At 58.6% G+C, this 18306-nt stretch carries 16 protein-coding genes; 3 read left to right on the top strand and 13 right to left on the bottom strand.

The window, feature by feature from the left end:
* Positions 1-436: 436 nt before the first annotated feature.
* From aceA to ACM6IO_RS11360, 10 genes are all read right to left on the bottom strand, one after another.
* Positions 437-1762, bottom strand: coding sequence for an isocitrate lyase (aceA, locus tag ACM6IO_RS11405; RefSeq protein ID WP_008032724.1), 1326 nt, complete (start codon positions 1760-1762; stop codon positions 437-439).
* A gap of 475 nt (positions 1763-2237) precedes the next feature.
* Complete coding sequence (locus tag ACM6IO_RS11400; protein ID WP_008041242.1) at positions 2238-2999, bottom strand: secretin N-terminal domain-containing protein; 762 nt, start codon at positions 2997-2999, stop codon at positions 2238-2240.
* Between the two features lie 321 nt (positions 3000-3320).
* Positions 3321-3746, bottom strand: a complete 426-nt coding sequence (locus ACM6IO_RS11395; protein ID WP_017339601.1) for a GNAT family N-acetyltransferase — start codon at positions 3744-3746, stop codon at positions 3321-3323.
* Positions 3739-4908: a JmjC domain-containing protein gene (locus tag ACM6IO_RS11390; RefSeq protein WP_414911487.1), complete on the bottom strand. Its 1170-nt coding sequence runs from the start codon at positions 4906-4908 to the stop codon at positions 3739-3741. Before ACM6IO_RS11390 ends, ACM6IO_RS11395 begins: the two co-directional genes overlap by 8 nt.
* Before the next feature lie 86 nt (positions 4909-4994).
* The gene (gene purB, locus ACM6IO_RS11385; protein ID WP_008032719.1) at positions 4995-6365 is read right to left on the bottom strand and encodes an adenylosuccinate lyase; all 1371 of its coding nucleotides are present in this window, start codon (positions 6363-6365) and stop codon (positions 4995-4997) included.
* 127 nt (positions 6366-6492) lie between these two features.
* Positions 6493-7116, bottom strand: a complete 624-nt coding sequence (gene hflD / locus ACM6IO_RS11380) for a high frequency lysogenization protein HflD (RefSeq protein WP_008032717.1) — start codon at positions 7114-7116, stop codon at positions 6493-6495.
* On the bottom strand, positions 7113-8258 hold the full coding sequence (gene mnmA, locus ACM6IO_RS11375; protein ID WP_414911486.1) for a tRNA 2-thiouridine(34) synthase MnmA: 1146 nt from the start codon (positions 8256-8258) through the stop codon (positions 7113-7115). The genes hflD and mnmA overlap by 4 nt, the downstream gene beginning before the upstream one ends.
* Before the next feature lie 59 nt (positions 8259-8317).
* Positions 8318-8764 (bottom strand): NUDIX hydrolase, encoded by a 447-nt coding sequence (locus tag ACM6IO_RS11370; RefSeq protein WP_008032714.1) that lies wholly within the window; start codon positions 8762-8764, stop codon positions 8318-8320.
* A 222-nt stretch (positions 8765-8986) separates the two neighbouring features.
* Entirely contained in the window at positions 8987-11212 is a 2226-nt protein-coding gene (locus ACM6IO_RS11365; RefSeq protein ID WP_192227333.1) for an NADP-dependent isocitrate dehydrogenase, read from the bottom strand.
* Positions 11213-11480: 268 nt separating this feature from the next.
* On the bottom strand, positions 11481-11708 hold the full coding sequence (locus tag ACM6IO_RS11360; RefSeq protein WP_032829130.1) for a hypothetical protein: 228 nt from the start codon (positions 11706-11708) through the stop codon (positions 11481-11483).
* On the opposite strand from ACM6IO_RS11360, the gene icd reads away from it, so the two are divergent.
* Entirely contained in the window at positions 11707-12963 is a 1257-nt protein-coding gene (gene icd, locus ACM6IO_RS11355) for an NADP-dependent isocitrate dehydrogenase (RefSeq protein ID WP_008033986.1), read from the top strand. The genes ACM6IO_RS11360 and icd overlap by 2 nt on opposite strands.
* Before the next feature lie 77 nt (positions 12964-13040).
* Here the strand turns inward: icd and ACM6IO_RS11350 are convergent, their stop codons facing one another.
* Positions 13041-13322 (bottom strand): cold shock domain-containing protein, encoded by a 282-nt coding sequence (locus tag ACM6IO_RS11350; protein WP_192227334.1) that lies wholly within the window; start codon positions 13320-13322, stop codon positions 13041-13043.
* A 225-nt stretch (positions 13323-13547) separates the two neighbouring features.
* Here ACM6IO_RS11350 and clpS point away from each other — a divergent pair, with 225 nt between their 5' ends.
* Positions 13548-13910, top strand: a complete 363-nt coding sequence (gene clpS / locus ACM6IO_RS11345) for an ATP-dependent Clp protease adapter ClpS (RefSeq protein ID WP_015094394.1) — start codon at positions 13548-13550, stop codon at positions 13908-13910.
* Between the two features lie 30 nt (positions 13911-13940).
* Positions 13941-16211 carry an ATP-dependent Clp protease ATP-binding subunit ClpA gene (gene clpA, locus ACM6IO_RS11340; RefSeq protein ID WP_008033994.1) on the top strand — a complete coding sequence of 757 codons (2271 nt, stop codon included), beginning with the start codon at positions 13941-13943 and terminating at the stop codon, positions 16209-16211.
* Between the two features lie 1055 nt (positions 16212-17266).
* Here clpA and infA read toward each other — a convergent pair.
* Positions 17267-17485, bottom strand: a complete 219-nt coding sequence (gene infA / locus ACM6IO_RS11335) for a translation initiation factor IF-1 (RefSeq protein ID WP_002553999.1) — start codon at positions 17483-17485, stop codon at positions 17267-17269.
* Positions 17486-17585: 100 nt separating this feature from the next.
* On the bottom strand, positions 17586-18293 hold the full coding sequence (locus tag ACM6IO_RS11330; RefSeq protein ID WP_008029519.1) for an arginyltransferase: 708 nt from the start codon (positions 18291-18293) through the stop codon (positions 17586-17588).
* Positions 18294-18306 lie beyond the last annotated feature (13 nt).

The following is an 18306-nucleotide window of genomic DNA, read 5'->3' as shown; positions in this document are numbered from 1 at the left end:
TTTTCATCAATTATGTTTTGTAGGGAATGTAACGAACATAGTTTGAGCTAAATGATAATCAATATTGTTTGAAGCGATTTTCAAACTGTTTAACGGGTAGGTGGGTGGAAAGTTGTCTTATATGCGCGTTACTGCAAGTAGCGGGCGGCACCGTTTTACCCTGTTTTTCTGATCGTGAAACTGCGCTGGATCAAGGATTTTTCCTGAATCACCCCCTTCCTTCTGTAGGAGCGAGGCTTGCCCGCGAAGAATGCGCTGCGGTCTACCTGGCATGTCGCGGTGCATTCTTCGCGGGCAAGCCTCGCTCCTACAGGGGCCGTATCGTGTAAAAAATGAACGCAAAAAAACGCCCCGAACCAGTCGGGGCGTCAGATGTGCGGCGTTGCGGTTAGCTTTTTATTCGGTCCGCAACGGCCGTTCGTTCAGGCGAAGCAGATCAGTGGAACTGTTCTTCTTCAGTCGAACCGGTCAGTGCGGTAACCGACGACGAGCCGCCCTGGATCACGGTGGTCATGTCGTCGAAGTAGCCGGTGCCCACTTCCTGCTGGTGAGCCACGAAGGTGTAACCCTTGGCGGCGTCGGCGAATTCCTGCTCTTGCAGCTTCACGTAGGCAGTCATGTCGTTGCGGGCGTAGTCGTGCGCCAGGTTGAACATGCTGTGCCACATGTTGTGAATGCCGGCCAGGGTGATGAACTGGTGCTTGTAACCCATGGCGGACAGTTCGCGCTGGAACTTGGCGATGGTCGCGTCGTCCAGGTTTTTCTTCCAGTTGAAGGAAGGCGAGCAGTTGTACGACAGCAGTTGGTCCGGGTATTCCTTCTTGATCGCTTCAGCGAAGCGACGGGCTTCGTCCAGATCCGGCTTGGCGGTTTCGCACCAGATCAGGTCGGCGTACGGAGCGTAAGCCAGGCCGCGAGCGATTGCCTGGTCCAGGCCAGCGCGCACTTTGTAGAAACCTTCCTGGGTACGTTCGCCAGTCACGAATGGCTGGTCGTACGGGTCGCAGTCGGAAGTCAGCAGGTCAGCCGCGTTAGCGTCGGTACGTGCCAGGATGATGGTCGGAGTACCGGCAACGTCAGCCGCCAGACGGGCAGCAGTCAGCTTCTGTACGGCTTCCTGGGTAGGAACCAGTACCTTGCCGCCCATGTGGCCGCATTTTTTCACGGAAGCCAGTTGGTCTTCGAAGTGAACGCCGGCGGCGCCTGCTTCGATCATGCTCTTCATCAGCTCGTAGGCGTTCAGTACGCCGCCGAAACCGGCTTCGGCGTCAGCCACGATTGGTGCGAAGTAGTCGATGTAGCCTTCGTCGCCCGGGCCCTTGCCGGCTTTCCACTGGATCTGGTCAGCACGACGGAACGAGTTGTTGATGCGCTTGACCACGGTTGGAACCGAGTCCACCGGGTACAGCGACTGGTCCGGGTACATCGATTCGGCGGAGTTGTTGTCCGCAGCAACCTGCCAGCCCGACAGGTAGATCGCCTGGATGCCGGCTTTGACTTGTTGTACAGCCTGGCCGCCGGTCAGGGCGCCCATGCAGTTGACGAAATCTTTCTCAGGACGGAAGGACGGCTTGGCGCCCTGGGTGACCAGGTTCCAGAGCTTCTCGGCGCCGAGTTTTGCAAAGGTGTGCTCAGGTTGAACCGAGCCACGCAGGCGGACGACGTCAGCAGCGGAGTAAGCGCGTGTCACGCCTTTCCAGCGTGGGTTTTCAGCCCAGTCTTTTTCGAGGGCTGCAATTTGCTGTTCGCGTGTCAGTGCCATGGAGATAAACCTCGTCGCGTCTTTTACGGAAAGTTGTTCTGCGGTGGAAAATTCATGCGCTCGCAGACCAGAAGCTTAGGCGGTCAAGTCGAATTCGGCGGGGTTGGCGACGGGATGAACGATGGGCTCGAGGGGAAGTGAGCAGGTAAGGGCGGACTGGCGAGCGCATTCGGGCGTCGTGGGCCTTTATACGAACTTCAGTGTGATGCCGGGTTACCTAAATACGCTTCCGTCCCTCGGGACAACTTCGTTCCAGTCGGCAACCTCGTCAAACACACCTTGTGGGCGGTACAGACACGAAACGGCTCGCGGGGTAGGTGCGAGCATCGCCTCGAAGGCCCTTGCCAGGGCCCCTGATTAGCGGGAGCGAGGCCATCATGCCTTCGCTTTTTTGGCTCGTCAAACGTTTTGTAGTGCTTTTTTTATGGCACTACATCTTTGGTCTAATACGACTAATCAGTCAGTTTTTGGTGGTTTAGTCCAAAGTATCGACTTTCACCCGCAGGGTCATGTCATCCCGGCCCTGAGTCGAGTAGCTGCGGGTCATGCCCTGTTTGTCGGCCTGAGTCTGGTGATTCACGCCGGCGAGGGTGATCCATTCGCCGAGGCGGCCGGTGACGGTTGTGTCGGTGCTTTGCACGTTCACTACATCGGGACGTTCCTGGCTCATGCGGTCACGGTTGGTACTGATCGACAGGTGAACGATGTCGCCGGTGACGCTGGCGGTGACATAGAAACCCTGGGTGACGTTGCGGTATTCGGTCTGGCTGCGGGGATCGCCATACGAATCGATCTGCGTGCTGGTCAACGGCACGCTCTGGCCGACCTGGATCAGCGCCGGTGTGCCTTCGCTGGCCTGGACTTGCTGAATGCCGCCGTCACGGCTTTCGGTGCTGCGATTGATGATTCGGGTCTGGCTGGGTTTGGCCCCGTTCACCGAATAACCCTGATCGCCCTGGAAGTTGTTTTCGTTGGTGTCGACGGTGATCAGCAGGCGCTTGGGCTGAGTGTCGAGTTGGGCGATAAGCGCTTTAAGTTCGTCGATCTTGCGTTGATCGGCATTGACGATCAGTTGGTTGCCGTAGGCGCTGACCTGGCCGTCCTTGCCGATAAAGTCCTGCGCCATCGGTAGCATGTCGGCGCTGGTGTGGTAGTTCAACGGCACGATCTCGGTGGCTGCCATGACCGAAAAACTGCAGGTCAGCAGCAGCGTGGTGAGCAGGGTGCGTAGGGACATATCCGTTATCTCCGGCCTTGAAGTTTGTGTGTAGGAGCCAGCTTGCTGGCGATGGTCGTCAACGATGACGCTGGAAGCCTGATACCCCGCGGCGCTCTCACGACCATCGCGAGCAGGCTCGCTCCTACAGGTCTTGAGTTTGCCAGTTTGTCGGCCCGGCGTGGGGCAAGTTGAATCGTAGACAGCAAAACGCCCCGGCATCCGAAAATGGCGGGGCGTTTTGTGGTGTGCTTTCGGGCCTCTTCGCGGGCAAGCCTCGCTCCTACAGGTTCAGTGTAATTCTGTAGGAGCGAAGCTTGCTCGCGAAGGCCGCGCCGCGGTTTAAGCGGAGTGCCGCACCATGTCCACGTGCGGAATCCCGGCTTCCAGGAACTCCTCACTGACCAGGCTGAAGCCCAGGCGCTCATAGAACGCCGTCGCTTGCACCTGCGCGCTCAGCATCTGCTGCTTCAGCCCGCGCTTCTCGGCTTCACCGATCACCGCTTGCATCAGCGCATCGCCAACCTTCAAGCCGCGCCAGTCTTTCAGCACCGAAACCCGGCCAACATGCCCATCGGGCAGCAGGCGCGCGGTGCCAATCGGAAAGTCACCTTCGAAGGCCAGGAAATGCACCGCTGTTGCATCATCTGCATCCCATTCCAGCTCGGGCGGAACGGATTGCTCGGCGATGAACACCGTCTCACGAATGCGCCGGATCTCGGCGTTATCCTTTTGCCAGTCTGCGACACGTACGTGAATTTTATTCATCGGCAAACCCCAGGCTTCCTTGCTTGATCAGTTCGCAAATCAAGCCGCGACCGTCTTCGTCGCTCAGCCATTCGCCGAGGTTGTCGATGTGCAGCGCATCGGCGGCACAGATCAACTTCAGCAGATCGCGCAGTTTGCCCGGCAGATAACGGCTCTGACCGCTGGCGAACAGCAGCAGGTCGTCATCGACTTCGGACCAGGCCATGCGGGCGCTCGGGTTGCGGATCAGTACGGCACCTTGCTCCAGGCTGGCAAGCAGGTCGTCTTCTTCGATTTCTTCAGGGCCGACCACCAGTTCCGGGTAGCGTGGTTCGGTCATGAATTGGCCGAACCAGGTCAGCAGCAGGCGTTCGTCGCTCATGTGCTCGGCCAGCAGGGCTTTCAGGCGATCGAGGGCGTCGTGCTGGATCTGATGCGGATCAACTGCCGGCAGGGCGTCGGCGTCGGTGTAACGCTCTTCGTCAGTCAGGAACTGGCTGAGGAAGTCGGTGAAGTGGGTCAGCACTTCAGCGGCGCTCGGAGCGCGGAAACCTACGGAGTAGGTCAGGCAGTCATCGACGGCCACGCCGCAGTGGGCCAGGCGTGGCGGCAGGTAGAGCATGTCGCCCGGTTCCAGGACCCACTCATCGGTGGCTTCGAAATCAGCCAGGATGCGCAGGTCCGCATGTTGCAGCAGCGGGCTGTCGGAATTGCACATCTGGCCGATTTTCCAGTTGCGCTTGCCGTGGCCTTGCAGCAGGAACACGTCGTAGTTGTCGAAGTGCGGACCGACGCTGCCACCCGGCGCAGCGAAGCTGATCATCACGTCGTCGATGCGCCAGCTCGGCAGGAAGCGGAACTGTTCCAGCAGTTCGCTGACTTCCGGCACGAACTGGTCAACCGCTTGTACCAGCAGGGTCCATTCGGTTTCCGGCAGCTTGCTGAATTCGTCTTCGGCGAACGGGCCGCGGCGCAATTCCCAAGGACGCTCGCCGTGCTCGATGATCAGGCGCGATTCAACTTCTTCTTCCAGCGCCAGGCCGGCCAGTTCGTCGGCGTCGATCGGGCTTTCGAAATCAGGGATTGCCTGACGGATCAGCAGGGGTTTTTTCTGCCAGTAGTCACGCAGGAATTCGCGCGCCGTGATGCCGCCCAGAAGTTGAAGAGGAATGTCAGGATTCATGTGTAACCTATTGAAAAAAAGCACTTTTCAGACGGGAATAAAAACGCCCGGCGCTGCCGGGCGTCTCAAACGGGTAAAGCGGTCGATCAGATGCGCTTGGCTTGCTCTACAGCGTTGCCGATGTAGTTCGCCGGGGTGAGCAGTTTCAGCTCGGCCTTGGCGGCGGCAGGCATGTCCAGCCCGTCGATGAAAGTTTGCAGCGCTTCAGGGCTGATGCCCTTGCCACGGGTCAACTCTTTCAGCTTCTCGTACGGGTTTTCGATGTTGTAGCGACGCATCACGGTCTGGATCGGCTCGGCCAGGACTTCCCAGCAAGCATCGAGGTCAGCAGCGATTTTCTGAGCGTTGAGCTCCAGTTTGCTGATGCCTTTGAGGCTGGCTTCGTATGCGATCACGCTGTGGGCGAAGCCGACACCGAGGTTGCGCAGTACGGTGGAGTCGGTCAGGTCGCGCTGCCAGCGGGAGATCGGCAGTTTGCTCGCCAGGTGCTGGAACAGTGCGTTGGCGATGCCCAGGTTGCCTTCGGAGTTTTCGAAGTCGATCGGGTTGACTTTGTGCGGCATGGTCGACGAACCGATTTCGCCAGCGATGGTGCGCTGTTTGAAATAACCCAGGGAGATGTAGCCCCAGATGTCGCGGTCGAAGTCGATCAGGATGGTGTTGAAACGCGCGATCGCGTCGAACAGCTCGGCGATGTAGTCGTGCGGTTCGATCTGCGTGGTGTATGGGTTGAAGCCCAGGCCCAGCTCGTCTTCGATGAAGGCGCGGGCGTTGGCTTCCCAGTCGATCTCAGGGTAGGCCGACAGGTGAGCGTTGTAGTTGCCGACAGCGCCGTTGATCTTGCCCAGCAGCGGAACGGCAGCGACTTGAGCGATCTGGCGCTCCAGACGGTAAACCACGTTTGCCAGCTCTTTGCCCAGGGTGGTCGGCGAGGCCGGTTGACCGTGGGTGCGCGACAGCATCGGCACGTCAGCGAAACGGATGGCCAGTTCGCGGATGGCTTCGGCAGTCTGGCGCATCAGCGGCAGCATGACGTCATCACGGCCTTCGCGCAGCATCAGGGCGTGGGACAGGTTGTTGATGTCCTCGCTGGTGCAGGCAAAGTGGATGAATTCGCTGACAGCCGCCAGTTCCGGCAGCTTGGCCGCTTGCTCTTTGAGCAGGTATTCGATGGCTTTGACGTCGTGGTTGGTGGTGCGCTCGATCTCTTTGACACGCTCGGCGTGCTCCAGAGAGAAGTTTTCCGCCAGGGTGTTCAGCACAGCGTTGGCTTCGGCGGAAAACGCCGGCACTTCGCTGATGGCAGGGTGAGCGGCGAGGCGCTGGAGCCAGCGCACTTCAACCAGCACGCGAGCACGGATCAGACCGTATTCGCTGAAAATTGGGCGCAGGGCCTGGGTTTTGCCGGCGTAGCGGCCGTCAACAGGGGAAACCGCAGTGAGCGAAGAAAGCTGCATGGGGTGTTCTCGGACAGTCGGGCAACGAAATGGGGCGCGTATCATACATGAAAAAATCCGCCGGTCCGTTGCCAACTGACCAGCGTATTACGCGTTACTGACTACAAAACGGTGTTGCGGGCGCGGTTCAGCTGCTGCGCATCAGCGGGTAAAGCTCTTTCAGCAATTTGCGGCGGCTGACGACCAACTGCCAGCGATGACCGCCCAACTGCCGCCACAGGCGTGCCGAACGAATCCCGGCCAGCAACAGCGCGCGGATCTTCGAAGCGTTGCTCGGCTGCTGCAGGTTGCGCATGTCGCCGTGAACCTGAATCCGTTGGCGCAAGGTGCTCAGGGTGTCCTGGTACAGCGCGCCGCAGGCGGCGATCACATTTTCGTGCGCCGGGCCGAAGTGTTCGACCTGGGATTGAATCTGCGGCAGGCGTTTGCCGATCACCTCGAGCATGTCGCCGCGCTTGGCCAGTTGACGCTCCAGCCCGAGCATTGCCAGGGCGTAACGCAGCGGTTCGCGCTGCAGGGTGCTCGGGTCGCGTTCAAGGGCGCCGATCAGTGCGCGATAACCTTCACGCAGATTGATGTCGTCGCCGCCGTAGACTTCCAGCGTGTCCTTGGGGTCGCGAATCAGCAGGCTGCCAAGCATGCAGGTCAGGCCGGCTTCGCTGGTCTGGCCGGTCTTGGCGATCTTGTCGACAAGGACAGCGGCGAGAAACACGCCGCCCAGCGCCGTCAGTTGCTCCTGAGTGGGGCTCATTGCTGCTCGCCTTGAAGGGTGCCTTTGCTGGTCCACGGTTCCGCCACTTCAATCACGCCGCCGCCGAGGCAGATTTCGCCGTCGTAGAACACCACGGACTGACCGGGGGTGACCGCGCGTTGCGGCTCATCGAAGGTTGCGCGGTAGCCGGTGGCGGTTTTTTCCAGCGTGCACGACTGGTCGCTCTGGCGATAACGCACTTTGGCGGTCAGCTTGCGCGGCTCGCTCAGGTCGATCGGGTTGACCCAATAGATGTCCGAGGCGAGCAGGGCGCGGGAGAACAGGTAAGGGTGGTCATTGCCCTGGCCAACGATCAGTTCGTTGTGCTCCAGGTCTTTGATCAGCACGTACCACGGCTCGTCGCTGGCGTCTTTCAAGCCGCCGATGCCCAGGCCCTGACGCTGGCCGATGGTGTGGTACATCAAGCCGTGGTGGCGGCCGATGACTTCACCTTCGGTGGTTTTGATTTCGCCTGGCTGCGCCGGCAGGTATTGCTTGAGGAAGTCGCTGAAGCGGCGTTCGCCGATAAAGCAGATCCCGGTGGAATCCTTTTTCTTCGCGGTGGCGAGTTCGTATTTCTCGGCAATCGCGCGTACTTGCGGTTTTTCCAGCTCGCCGACCGGGAACAGGGTCTTGGCGATCTGTTCGCCGCCGACGGCGTGCAGGAAGTAGCTCTGGTCCTTGTTCGGGTCCAGGCCCTTGAGCAGTTCGGTGTGGCCGTCGATGTCGCGGCGGCGCACGTAGTGGCCGGTGGCGATCAGGTCGGCGCCGAGCACCATGGCGTAGTCGAGGAACGCCTTGAACTTGATTTCGCGGTTGCACAGGATGTCCGGGTTTGGCGTGCGACCGGCCTTGTATTCGGCCAGGAAGTGCTCGAACACGTTGTCCCAGTACTCGGCGGCGAAGTTGGCAGTGTGCAGCTTGATGCCAATTTTGTCGCACACGGCCTGGGCGTCCGCCAGGTCGTCCATGGCGGTGCAGTATTCCGTTCCATCGTCTTCTTCCCAGTTCTTCATGAACAGGCCTTCCACCTCATAACCCTGCTCGATCAGCAGGAGGGCGGAAACGGAAGAGTCCACGCCGCCGGACATGCCGACAATGACGCGCTTCTTTTGTGTGTCAGAAGGGGCTGGATCACGCATAGGGATTCAATGAGTGTCTTGAAAAAGGACGCGATTCTAGCAGGCCGCAGCCCACAAGGCTAAAGAGAAGGGCGGATCAGTTCGAGACCGAAGTGTTTACCGTCCAGATAATCATCGATACAGCGGATGATCAGCTCACTGCGCCAGTTTGCGCGTTGTGCCAGCAGTTCGTCACGCGTCAGCCATTTTGCGCCGACGATGCCGTCATCCAGTTGATAGTCGGGGTGGTGCTTGAGCGCTTTTGCGATGAAGCAGACTCGCTGATACGTCACGCCGTTGCTGGGCGCGGTGTAGAGGTAAATGCCCACCACGCCGGTCGCCTCGACGTCCCAGCCGGTTTCTTCGAGGGTTTCGCGTACGGCGGCTTCGGTCAGGGTTTCGTTCGGGTCGAGGTGGCCGGCGGGCTGGTTGAGCACCGTCCGTCCGTGCTTGGTTTCTTCGACCATCAGGAAGCGGCCATTGTCTTCGACGATGGTGGCGACGGTGATGTGGGGTTTCCAGTCCATAAAGCTTCCTCAATTTCCAATTGAAATACGGACCCTGTAGGAGCCGGCTTGCTGCGGGCGGCGTTCCGACGATTGCGTTTTATCATTCAACATTTTTGTTGGCTGATACACCGCAATCGTCGGAACGCCGCCCGCAGCAAGCCGGCTCCTACAAGGTTGTGGTCAGCCTGTAGAAACAGAAACCCCGGCACTGGGCCGGGGCTTCTTTGCATCCTTACAACCTTAAACCAGCGCAGCGATCGCGGCGTTGAAAGTGTTGCTTGGGCGCATGGCCTTGCTGATCAGCTCGGCATTGGCGTGGTAGTAACCGCCGATGTCCACTGGCTTGCCCTGAACGGCGTTGAGCTCGGCAACGATGGTCGCCTCGTTCTCGGTCAGGGTTTTTGCCAGCTCGCCGAACTGCGCTTGCAGTGCAGCGTCTTCAGTCTGGGCGGCCAGGGCCTGAGCCCAGTACAGCGCCAGGTAGAAGTGGCTGCCGCGGTTGTCGATGTTGCCGACTTTACGCGATGGCGACTTGTTGTTGTCCAGGAACTGGCCGGTGGCCTGGTCCAGGGTCTTGGCCAGAACCAGCGCCTTAGGGTTGTTGTAAGTAACGCCCAGATGCTCAAGGGAAGCGGCCAGTGCGAGGAACTCGCCCAGGGAATCCCAGCGCAGGAAGTTCTCTTCCAGCAGCTGCTGAACGTGCTTCGGTGCCGAACCGCCGGCGCCGGTTTCGAACAGGCCGCCGCCGTTCATCAGCGGAACGATCGACAGCATCTTGGCGCTGGTGCCCAGTTCCATGATCGGGAACAGGTCGGTCAGGTAGTCGCGCAGTACGTTACCGGTCACCGAGATGGTGTCCTTGCCTTCGCGGGTGCGGCCTAGGGTGAAGGCCATCGCGTCGACTGGCGACATGATGCGGATGTCCAGGCCGGAGGTGTCGTGATCCTTCAGGTAAGCCTGAACTTTCTCGATCACTACGCCATCGTGAGCGCGCATTGGGTCCAGCCAGAAGATCGCTGGGGTGCTGCTTGCGCGAGCACGGTTGACGGCCAGTTTGACCCAGTCCTGGATCGGCGCGTCTTTGGTCTGGCACATGCGGAAGATGTCGCCGGCTTCAACCGACTGCTCCAGCAACAAGGCGCCTTTGCTGTCCGTCACGCGGACAACACCGTTGGTCTTGATCTGGAAAGTCTTGTCGTGCGAGCCGTACTCTTCGGCTTTTTTCGCCATCAGGCCAACGTTTGGCACGCTGCCCATGGTGGTCGGATCGAAAGCGCCGTGCAGCTTGCAGTCTTCGATAACGGCCTGGTAGATGGTGGCGTAGCAGCGATCCGGGATCACAGCCTTGGTGTCGTGCAACTGACCGTCAGTGCCCCACATTTTGCCGGAGTCACGGATCATCGCCGGCATCGAGGCGTCGACGATGACGTCGCTCGGCACGTGCAGGTTGGTGATGCCTTTGTCGGAGTTGACCATGGCCAACGACGGACGAACGGCGTAGACCGCCTGGATGTCCGCTTCGATCTGCGCTTGTTGCTCGGCAGGCAAAGCCTTGATGCGAGCGTACAGGTCGCCGATGCCGTTGTTCAGGTTGAAGCCGATCTGTGCCAGCACGTCAGCGTGCTTGGCCAGTGCGTCTTTATAGAACTCGGCAACGATCTGGCCGAACATGATCGGGTCGGAGACCTTCATCATGGTGGCTTTCAGGTGAACCGACAGCAGCACGCCCTTGGCTTTGGCGTCTTCGATCTCGGCAGCGATGAAGCTGCGCAGAGCGTTTTTGCTCATGACCGCGCAATCGAGGATCTCACCGGCTTGCACGGTGGTCTTTTCTTTCAGGACGGTGGTGGTGCCGTCTTGAGCGATCAGTTCGATTTTGACGGCGTCAGCGGCGTCGATCAGGGCAGCTTTTTCGCTGCCGTAGAAATCGCCGGTGCTCATGTGCGCGACGTGGGACTTGGAGTCCGCAGCCCAGGCGCCCATTTTGTGCGGGTGCTTGCGAGCGTAGTTCTTGACCGACAGCGGGGCACGACGATCGGAGTTGCCTTCGCGCAGAACCGGGTTCACGGCGCTGCCCTTGATCTTGTCGTAGCGCGACTTGGCTTCTTTGTCGGCGTCGCTGGTCACGGTTTCCGGGTAGTCCGGCAGTGCGAAGCCCTGGGCTTGCAGCTCTTTGATCGCGGCCTGCAGTTGCGGAACCGAAGCACTGATGTTCGGCAGCTTGATGATGTTGGCTTCTGGCGTAACGGCCAGGTCGCCCAGTTCGGCGAGGTGGTCGGCTACGGCTTTGTCACCCAATTGCTCGGGGAAGCTGGCCAGGATGCGCCCTGCAAGAGAGATATCGCGGGTTTCAACGGCGATATCAGCCGAAGCGGTGAACGCTTCTACGATAGGCAACAGTGAATAGGTGGCGAGGGCTGGGGCTTCGTCGGTGAAGGTATAGATGATCTTCGAGCGGGTGGGCATATTCGGATTAACTCTCTCTTCTTTGCTAAAGCGTGCGCAGAAACTCGAGGGGCGCCGGGTAAGCGCGTTCGTTCAAAGTCATCCATGAGCCGAATGTCGAGATTTGTGCGCGGTGATGTTGGGTGCATCAGTCGAGCGTCAAGCGGGTGGACTGCGGTAACAGTCCTGCTTTTTCGGGTCCAAAGTCTCGTGCTAGAGAGGTCGGCCGTCGTGACTCTGTGGTCAGCGGGCGGCATTATACATAGGTAGCTGGCAATCTGCCGATGGTTCATACGTAACGATTGTCGTCCATTGGTCTAAAGGTCGCAGGGGAGTGCAGGGCGTAGAGTCGTTGGCCGTGCTTGAGTTTGGCGCTTTTCCCTTTGCTTTCAGGCTTGTAGAACACGAACTGCGCAGCTTTGCAGTCGATGGGCAGAACATAGGGTTTGCGCGCCGATTTAACTGGGGTACGCTCGGACGAAGCCAGATGTTCAATCCAAACAATGGAGTTCAGCATGGGATACAAGAAGATTCAGGTTCCAGCAGTCGGCGACAAAATCACCGTCAACGCGGACCATTCTCTCAATGTTCCTAACAACCCGATCATCCCCTTCATCGAAGGCGATGGTATTGGCGTTGATATCAGCCCGGTCATGATCAAGGTTGTCGATGCTGCTGTTAAGAAGGCTTACGGCGGCGAGCGCAAAATTTCCTGGATGGAAGTCTACGCCGGGGAGAAAGCAACTCAGGTCTACGATCAGGACACCTGGCTGCCTCAGGAAACCCTGGACGCGGTCAAGGATTACGTGGTTTCCATCAAGGGCCCTCTGACCACGCCGGTCGGCGGCGGCATTCGTTCCCTGAACGTGGCCCTGCGTCAGCAACTCGACCTGTACGTTTGCCTGCGCCCGGTGCGCTGGTTCGAAGGCGTGCCTAGCCCGGTCAAGAAGCCAGGCGACGTCGACATGACCATCTTCCGCGAAAACTCGGAAGACATTTATGCCGGTATCGAGTGGAAGGCCGGTTCGCCGGAAGCGACCAAGGTCATCAAGTTCCTCAAAGAAGAAATGGGCGTCACCAAGATCCGTTTCGACGAAAACTGCGGTATCGGCGTCAAGCCGGTGTCCCTGCAAGGCACCAAGCGTCTGGCGCGCAAGGCTCTGCAGTACGTGGTCGACAACGACCGCGACTCGCTGACTATCGTGCACAAAGGCAACATCATGAAGTTCACCGAAGGTGCCTTCAAGGAATGGGCCTACGAAGTGGCGGCTGAAGAGTTCGGCGCGACCCTGCTCGATGGCGGTCCGTGGATGCAGTTCAAAAACCCGAAAACCGGCAAGAACGTCATCGTCAAGGATGCCATCGCCGACGCCATGCTCCAGCAGATCCTGCTGCGCCCGGCCGAATACGATGTGATCGCGACCCTGAACCTGAACGGCGACTACCTCTCCGACGCCCTGGCGGCGGAAGTGGGCGGTATCGGTATCGCACCGGGTGCCAACCTGTCCGACACCATCGCCATGTTCGAAGCGACCCACGGTACTGCGCCGAAGTACGCCGGCAAGGACCAGGTCAACCCGGGTTCGCTGATTCTTTCCGCCGAGATGATGCTGCGTCACCTGGGCTGGACCGAAGCGGCCGACCTGATCATCAAGGGCACCAACGGCGCGATTTCCGCGAAGACCGTGACCTATGACTTCGAACGTCTGATGGACGGCGCGAAGCTGGTGTCGTCTTCCGGGTTTGGCGATGCACTGATTTCGCACATGTAAGAAAAAGCAGCTGTAAAAAACCGCCCGGCTCGAGTGATCGATCCGGGCGGTTTTTTCTGGCAGGTGTTTTGGTCGCTTCAGCTGGTTACCGATTGGTGCTCAGCAGCGGCCGAAGCAGCATCTTTTGCTGCTTCGACGGCAGAAATCTTCACGGCATGCAGGCCTTTGGGGCCTTGCACAATGTCGAATTTGACGGCTTGCCCGGCCTTGAGGGTTTTGTATCCGTCCATATCAATGGCGGAATAATGGGCAAAGAAATCGATCTCTTTACCGTCCTCGTCCTTCCCTTCGCGGGCGTCGGTGTTGATGAAACCGAATCCCTTGGCATTGTTGAACCATTTCACCTTACCGACAGCCATGCTCATATCCCTCTGCAACAGACTCCATCACTGGAGTATCATCCAGTACATCCGCAGTCGAATCCTGTAAATAAGATTGACTCCGCGGACCTTTTTTACCCACTGTGGGCTCTATTGGTTGTAACACCGTTTTGCCGATAGTCAAGGTGACCCGGCAGTCGGTATTGAAATCGTTCATAACCGTCCCCACTACTGTATTCGCACAACTGACGAACCTTTCTTTCCATGCATGCAATCAGCCAGATTCGACTAACATTCAATCAGGATCGCCCTGATTTACACGACGACGATTCCGCAGGCATTGCTGTTCAGGAGGCCAAGCCTGCTTTACAGGCGCCGCCGATGTACAAGGTGGTTTTGTTTAATGATGACTACACACCGATGGATTTCGTCGTCGAAGTGCTCGAGGTGTTTTTTAACCTGAATCGCGAGCTGGCGACCAAGGTCATGCTGGCCGTCCACACAGAAGGACGGGCAGTATGTGGAGTGTTTACCCGCGACATTGCCGAGACCAAGGCCATGCAGGTCAACCAGTACGCCAGGGAAAGCCAGCATCCGCTACTCTGTGAAATCGAGAAGGACGGTTAATCGCCGACCACTTGGGTATGAGGTGAAGCTATGTTAAACCGCGAGCTCGAAGTCACCCTCAATCTTGCCTTCAAGGAGGCCCGTTCGAAGCGTCATGAATTCATGACCGTCGAACATCTTCTGCTGGCCTTATTGGACAATGAGGCTGCCGCCACCGTTTTGCGTGCCTGCGGCGCCAACCTCGACAAACTCAAGCATGATCTGCAGGAGTTCATCGACTCCACCACGCCGTTGATCCCTATTCATGATGAGGATCGCGAGACCCAACCTACCCTGGGCTTCCAGCGTGTTCTGCAGCGTGCTGTTTTCCACGTACAGAGCTCGGGCAAACGCGAAGTGACTGGCGCCAACGTGCTGGTTGCGATCTTCAGTGAGCAAGAAAGTCAGGCAGTGTTCCTGCTGAAACAGCAGAGCGTTGCACGCATTGATGTCGTCAACTACATCGCACACGGCATTTCCAAAGTGCCGGGGCATGGCGATCACTCTGAAGGTGAGCAAGATATGCAGGACGACGAGGGCGGTGAGTCTTCTTCTTCAGGCAATCCTCTGGATGCTTATGCCAGTAACCTCAACGAACTCGCGCGCCAGGGTCGTATCGATCCGTTGGTAGGCCGTGAGCTCGAAGTCGAGCGTGTCGCGCAGATCCTCGCGCGTCGACGCAAAAACAACCCGCTGTTGGTGGGCGAGGCGGGCGTGGGTAAAACCGCGATTGCCGAAGGCCTGGCCAAGCGTATTGTCGACAACCAGGTACCGGACCTTCTGGCCAACAGCGTGGTGTATTCCCTCGATCTGGGCGCCTTGCTGGCCGGGACCAAATACCGCGGCGATTTCGAGAAACGCTTCAAGGCGTTGCTCAATGAACTGAAAAAACGTCCGCAGGCGATCCTGTTCATCGACGAAATTCACACCATCATCGGTGCGGGTGCCGCGTCCGGTGGCGTCATGGATGCCTCGAACCTGCTCAAGCCGCTGCTGTCGTCCGGTGACATCCGTTGCATTGGTTCGACCACCTTCCAGGAATTTCGCGGCATCTTCGAGAAGGACCGTGCCCTGGCGCGACGCTTCCAGAAAGTCGATGTATCGGAACCGTCGGTGGAAGACACCATCGGCATCCTGCGTGGCCTGAAAGGGCGTTTCGAGCTCCATCACAATATCGAATACAGTGATGAAGCCCTGCGCGCCGCTGCCGAACTGGCCTCGCGTTACATCAATGACCGGCACATGCCGGACAAGGCCATCGACGTGATCGACGAGGCGGGCGCCTACCAGCGTCTGCAGCCGATCGAGAAACGCGTGAAACGCATCGAAGTGCCTCAGGTCGAGGACATCGTCGCGAAAATCGCGCGGATTCCGCCAAAACACGTCACCAGCTCCGACAAAGAGCTGCTGCGTAACCTTGAGCGTGACCTGAAGCTGACGGTGTTTGGTCAGGATGCCGCAATCGACTCGCTGTCGACTGCGATCAAACTGTCCCGTGCCGGCCTCAAGTCGCCTGACAAGCCTGTCGGTTCGTTCCTGTTCGCAGGCCCGACCGGTGTCGGTAAAACCGAAGCGGCGCGTCAGTTGGCCAAGGCGTTGGGTATCGAGCTGGTTCGTTTCGACATGTCCGAGTACATGGAGCGTCACACCGTATCGCGTCTGATCGGTGCACCTCCTGGCTACGTCGGGTTTGATCAGGGCGGTCTGCTGACCGAAGCCATCACCAAACAGCCTCATTGCGTGCTGTTGCTCGATGAAATCGAGAAGGCGCATCCGGAAGTCTTCAACTTGCTGTTGCAGGTCATGGACCACGGTACGCTGACCGATAACAACGGGCGCAAGGCGGACTTCCGTAACGTGATCGTCATCATGACGACCAACGCCGGTGCCGAAACCGCAGCGCGTGCTTCGATCGGTTTCACCCATCAGGACCACTCGTCCGATGCGATGGAAGTGATCAAGAAGAGCTTCACGCCGGAGTTCCGCAACCGTCTGGACACCATTATCCAGTTTGGTCGCCTCAGTCATGAGGTCATCAAAAGCGTGGTGGACAAGTTCCTTACCGAGCTTCAGGCGCAGTTGGAAGACAAGCGTGTGCAGCTGGAAGTGACCGACGCGGCGCGCAGCTGGCTGGCGGCAGGTGGCTACGACTCGGCAATGGGCGCTCGGCCTATGGCACGTTTGATTCAGGACAAGATCAAGCGTCCGCTGGCGGAAGAGATTCTCTTTGGCGAGCTGGCTGACCATGGTGGCGTGGTGCATATCGACCTGAAGGACGGCGAGCTGACCTTCGAGTTTGAAACCACGGCTGAAATGGCCTGACGGTTGTTGATCTGTTGTAAAGCGAAAGGCGCCTTCGGGCGCCTTTTTTGTTGTCTGCTTGGTTTGGGTACATTTCCATTCTTGCGGTAACGGCCGCTAATGGTTTCGCCCTTACGGCGAGTCACTTGGAAGAGCCCCAAGTAACCAAGGGCTCTTGCCCCTTTCGTTCGGTGCCTCGCCTAGGCTCGGCATGCCCTCGCTCCGGTCCTGCTCCGTGGGCCCGCCGCCATCGGCCATCCCTGGCCGGGGGCGGCTAACCCGGCATCCATGCCGGGTTGCCCACTGCGCAGAACCTCCACTCGGCCTCTCGAGGGGGCGTGTACCTCAAGATCAAAAGCTGAAGGCGAGCTAACGCTCGGCCTGATGAGTGGTGAAAATCAAAATCAAAAGCAAACGCCGATCCCTGTAGGAGCCGGCTTGCCGGCGAAAATCGTTTGGACAACGCGTTCATTCAGACAGCCCCGCGTTATCGTTGACGTCCATCGCTGGCAAGCCAGCTCCTACAATTTTGAGTCGTGTGAACCCAATCCCTTGTAGGAGCCGGCTTGCTGGCGATAGCGGTGAGTCAGTCGACGCATGTATTGGCTGGACGGACGCCATCGCCAGCAAGCCGGCTCCTACAGGGGGAATGTGCAAACATTCAGAACTGGTGCAGTCACCACAGTGCGCAAGTGTGCGCACGACCGATGAGCCAGGTCGGCTTTCAGGCCGCCTCGGCGGCTGTGGCGGTAGTCGCCCCCTCGAGAGGCCGAGTGGAGGTTCTGCGTAGTGGGCAACCCGGCATGGATTCCGGGTTAGCCGCCCCCGGCCATGGATGGCCGATGGCGGCGGGCCCACGGAGCAGGACCGGAGCGAGGGTATGGCGAGCCTTAGCGAGCCACCGAACGAAAGGGGCAAGAGCCTTTTGGTTACTTTGGGGCTTTTCCAAAGTGACCCGCTGTAAGAGCGGAACCAATACCAGCCATCACCAAAAAATGGATATACACACCACACCACACCAAATCGCAGACAAACAAAAACGCCCGGCAAAAGCCGGGCGTCTTGTATTGACTTGATTAGCGAGCGCGGTAAGTGATGCGCCCTTTGCTCAAGTCATAGGGCGTCAGCTCGACGCGCACTTTGTCACCGGTAAGAATACGAATGTAGTTCTTGCGCATCTTGCCGGAGATATGCGCGGTTACGACGTGCCCATTTTCCAACTCCACGCGAAACATGGTGTTGGGCAGGGTGTCGACGACAGTGCCTTCCATTTCGAAGCTGTCTTCTTTCGACATGCAGTAAAGCCCTCGGTGTCCAATGAATGGCCCGGTGCAACTGCGCCAGGCAAAAGCGGCGTGCATTGTGCCCGAAAAATGGGGTTTAAGCCAAGGGGTTCTAGTTCAGGATGACCCAGCGCTGATTAATCAACAGTTCGATCGGGCGATATTGGGTCTTGTAGCTCATTTTTTTGCAGTTCTTGATCCAGTATCCGAGGTAGACCGCCTCAAGCCCCAGGCGCTGGGCCTCGGCGATTTGCCAGAGAATCGCATAGCGCCCCAGGCTGCGGCGTTCTTCAGAGGGTTCGTAGAAGGTGTAGACCGCCGACAGACCGTTCGGCAGCAAGTCAGTGACCGCCACCGCCAACAGCTGGCCCTCCAGGCGAAATTCGTAGAAACGCGAAAATGGCAGGTCACGCACCAGGAAGGTCGAGAACTGGTCACGACTCGGCGGGTACATGTCGCCATCGGCATGGCGCTGTTCGATGTAGCGCTGATACAGGTCGAAGTACTCTTCGCTGAACTTCGGCTTGGTTGGGCGCACCTGCACGTCGGCATTGCGCTTGAAAATGCGTTTCTGCTGACGATTCGGCGAAAATTGCGCTACCGGAATGCGCGCAGGCACGCACGCATTGCAATTCTGGCAATGTGGCCGATAAAGATGATCGCCGCTGCGACGAAAACCCATTTCAGACAGGTCTGCATAGACATGCACATCCATGGGCTGGCTAGGGTCGAGGAACAGCGTTGTGGCCTGCTCCTCGGGCAGATAACTGCAAGAGTGGGGCTGAGTGGCATAAAACTTCAAACGCGCCAACTCGGTCATGATCAACCCTCGG

Source organism: Pseudomonas sp. IT-P44, assembly GCF_949768225.1.
GTDB lineage: Bacteria > Pseudomonadota > Gammaproteobacteria > Pseudomonadales > Pseudomonadaceae > Aquipseudomonas > Aquipseudomonas migulae.
The sequence above is the reverse complement of the archived record's forward strand: the minus strand, read 5'-3'. Positions and strand labels throughout refer to the sequence as shown.

What these genes read in the sequence shown, in the direction of transcription:
- aceA (WP_008032724.1), bottom strand. Translation starts at nt 1,762, where the DNA reads ATGGCACTGACACGCGAACAGCAAATTGCAGCCCTCGAAAAAGACTGG.
- ACM6IO_RS11400 (WP_008041242.1), bottom strand. Translation starts at nt 2,999, where the DNA reads ATGTCCCTACGCACCCTGCTCACCACGCTGCTGCTGACCTGCAGTTTT.
- ACM6IO_RS11395 (WP_017339601.1), bottom strand. Translation starts at nt 3,746, where the DNA reads ATGAATAAAATTCACGTACGTGTCGCAGACTGGCAAAAGGATAACGCC.
- ACM6IO_RS11390 (WP_414911487.1), bottom strand. Translation starts at nt 4,908, where the DNA reads ATGAATCCTGACATTCCTCTTCAACTTCTGGGCGGCATCACGGCGCGC.
- purB (WP_008032719.1), bottom strand. Translation starts at nt 6,365, where the DNA reads ATGCAGCTTTCTTCGCTCACTGCGGTTTCCCCTGTTGACGGCCGCTAC.
- hflD (WP_008032717.1), bottom strand. Translation starts at nt 7,116, where the DNA reads ATGAGCCCCACTCAGGAGCAACTGACGGCGCTGGGCGGCGTGTTTCTC.
- mnmA (WP_414911486.1), bottom strand. Translation starts at nt 8,258, where the DNA reads ATGCGTGATCCAGCCCCTTCTGACACACAAAAGAAGCGCGTCATTGTC.
- ACM6IO_RS11370 (WP_008032714.1), bottom strand. Translation starts at nt 8,764, where the DNA reads ATGGACTGGAAACCCCACATCACCGTCGCCACCATCGTCGAAGACAAT.
- ACM6IO_RS11365 (WP_192227333.1), bottom strand. Translation starts at nt 11,212, where the DNA reads ATGCCCACCCGCTCGAAGATCATCTATACCTTCACCGACGAAGCCCCA.
- icd (WP_008033986.1), top strand. Translation starts at nt 11,707, where the DNA reads ATGGGATACAAGAAGATTCAGGTTCCAGCAGTCGGCGACAAAATCACC.
- ACM6IO_RS11360 (WP_032829130.1), bottom strand. Translation starts at nt 11,708, where the DNA reads ATGCTGAACTCCATTGTTTGGATTGAACATCTGGCTTCGTCCGAGCGT.
- ACM6IO_RS11350 (WP_192227334.1), bottom strand. Translation starts at nt 13,322, where the DNA reads ATGGCTGTCGGTAAGGTGAAATGGTTCAACAATGCCAAGGGATTCGGT.
- clpS (WP_015094394.1), top strand. Translation starts at nt 13,548, where the DNA reads ATGCATGCAATCAGCCAGATTCGACTAACATTCAATCAGGATCGCCCT.
- clpA (WP_008033994.1), top strand. Translation starts at nt 13,941, where the DNA reads ATGTTAAACCGCGAGCTCGAAGTCACCCTCAATCTTGCCTTCAAGGAG.
- infA (WP_002553999.1), bottom strand. Translation starts at nt 17,485, where the DNA reads ATGTCGAAAGAAGACAGCTTCGAAATGGAAGGCACTGTCGTCGACACC.
- ACM6IO_RS11330 (WP_008029519.1), bottom strand. Translation starts at nt 18,293, where the DNA reads ATGACCGAGTTGGCGCGTTTGAAGTTTTATGCCACTCAGCCCCACTCT.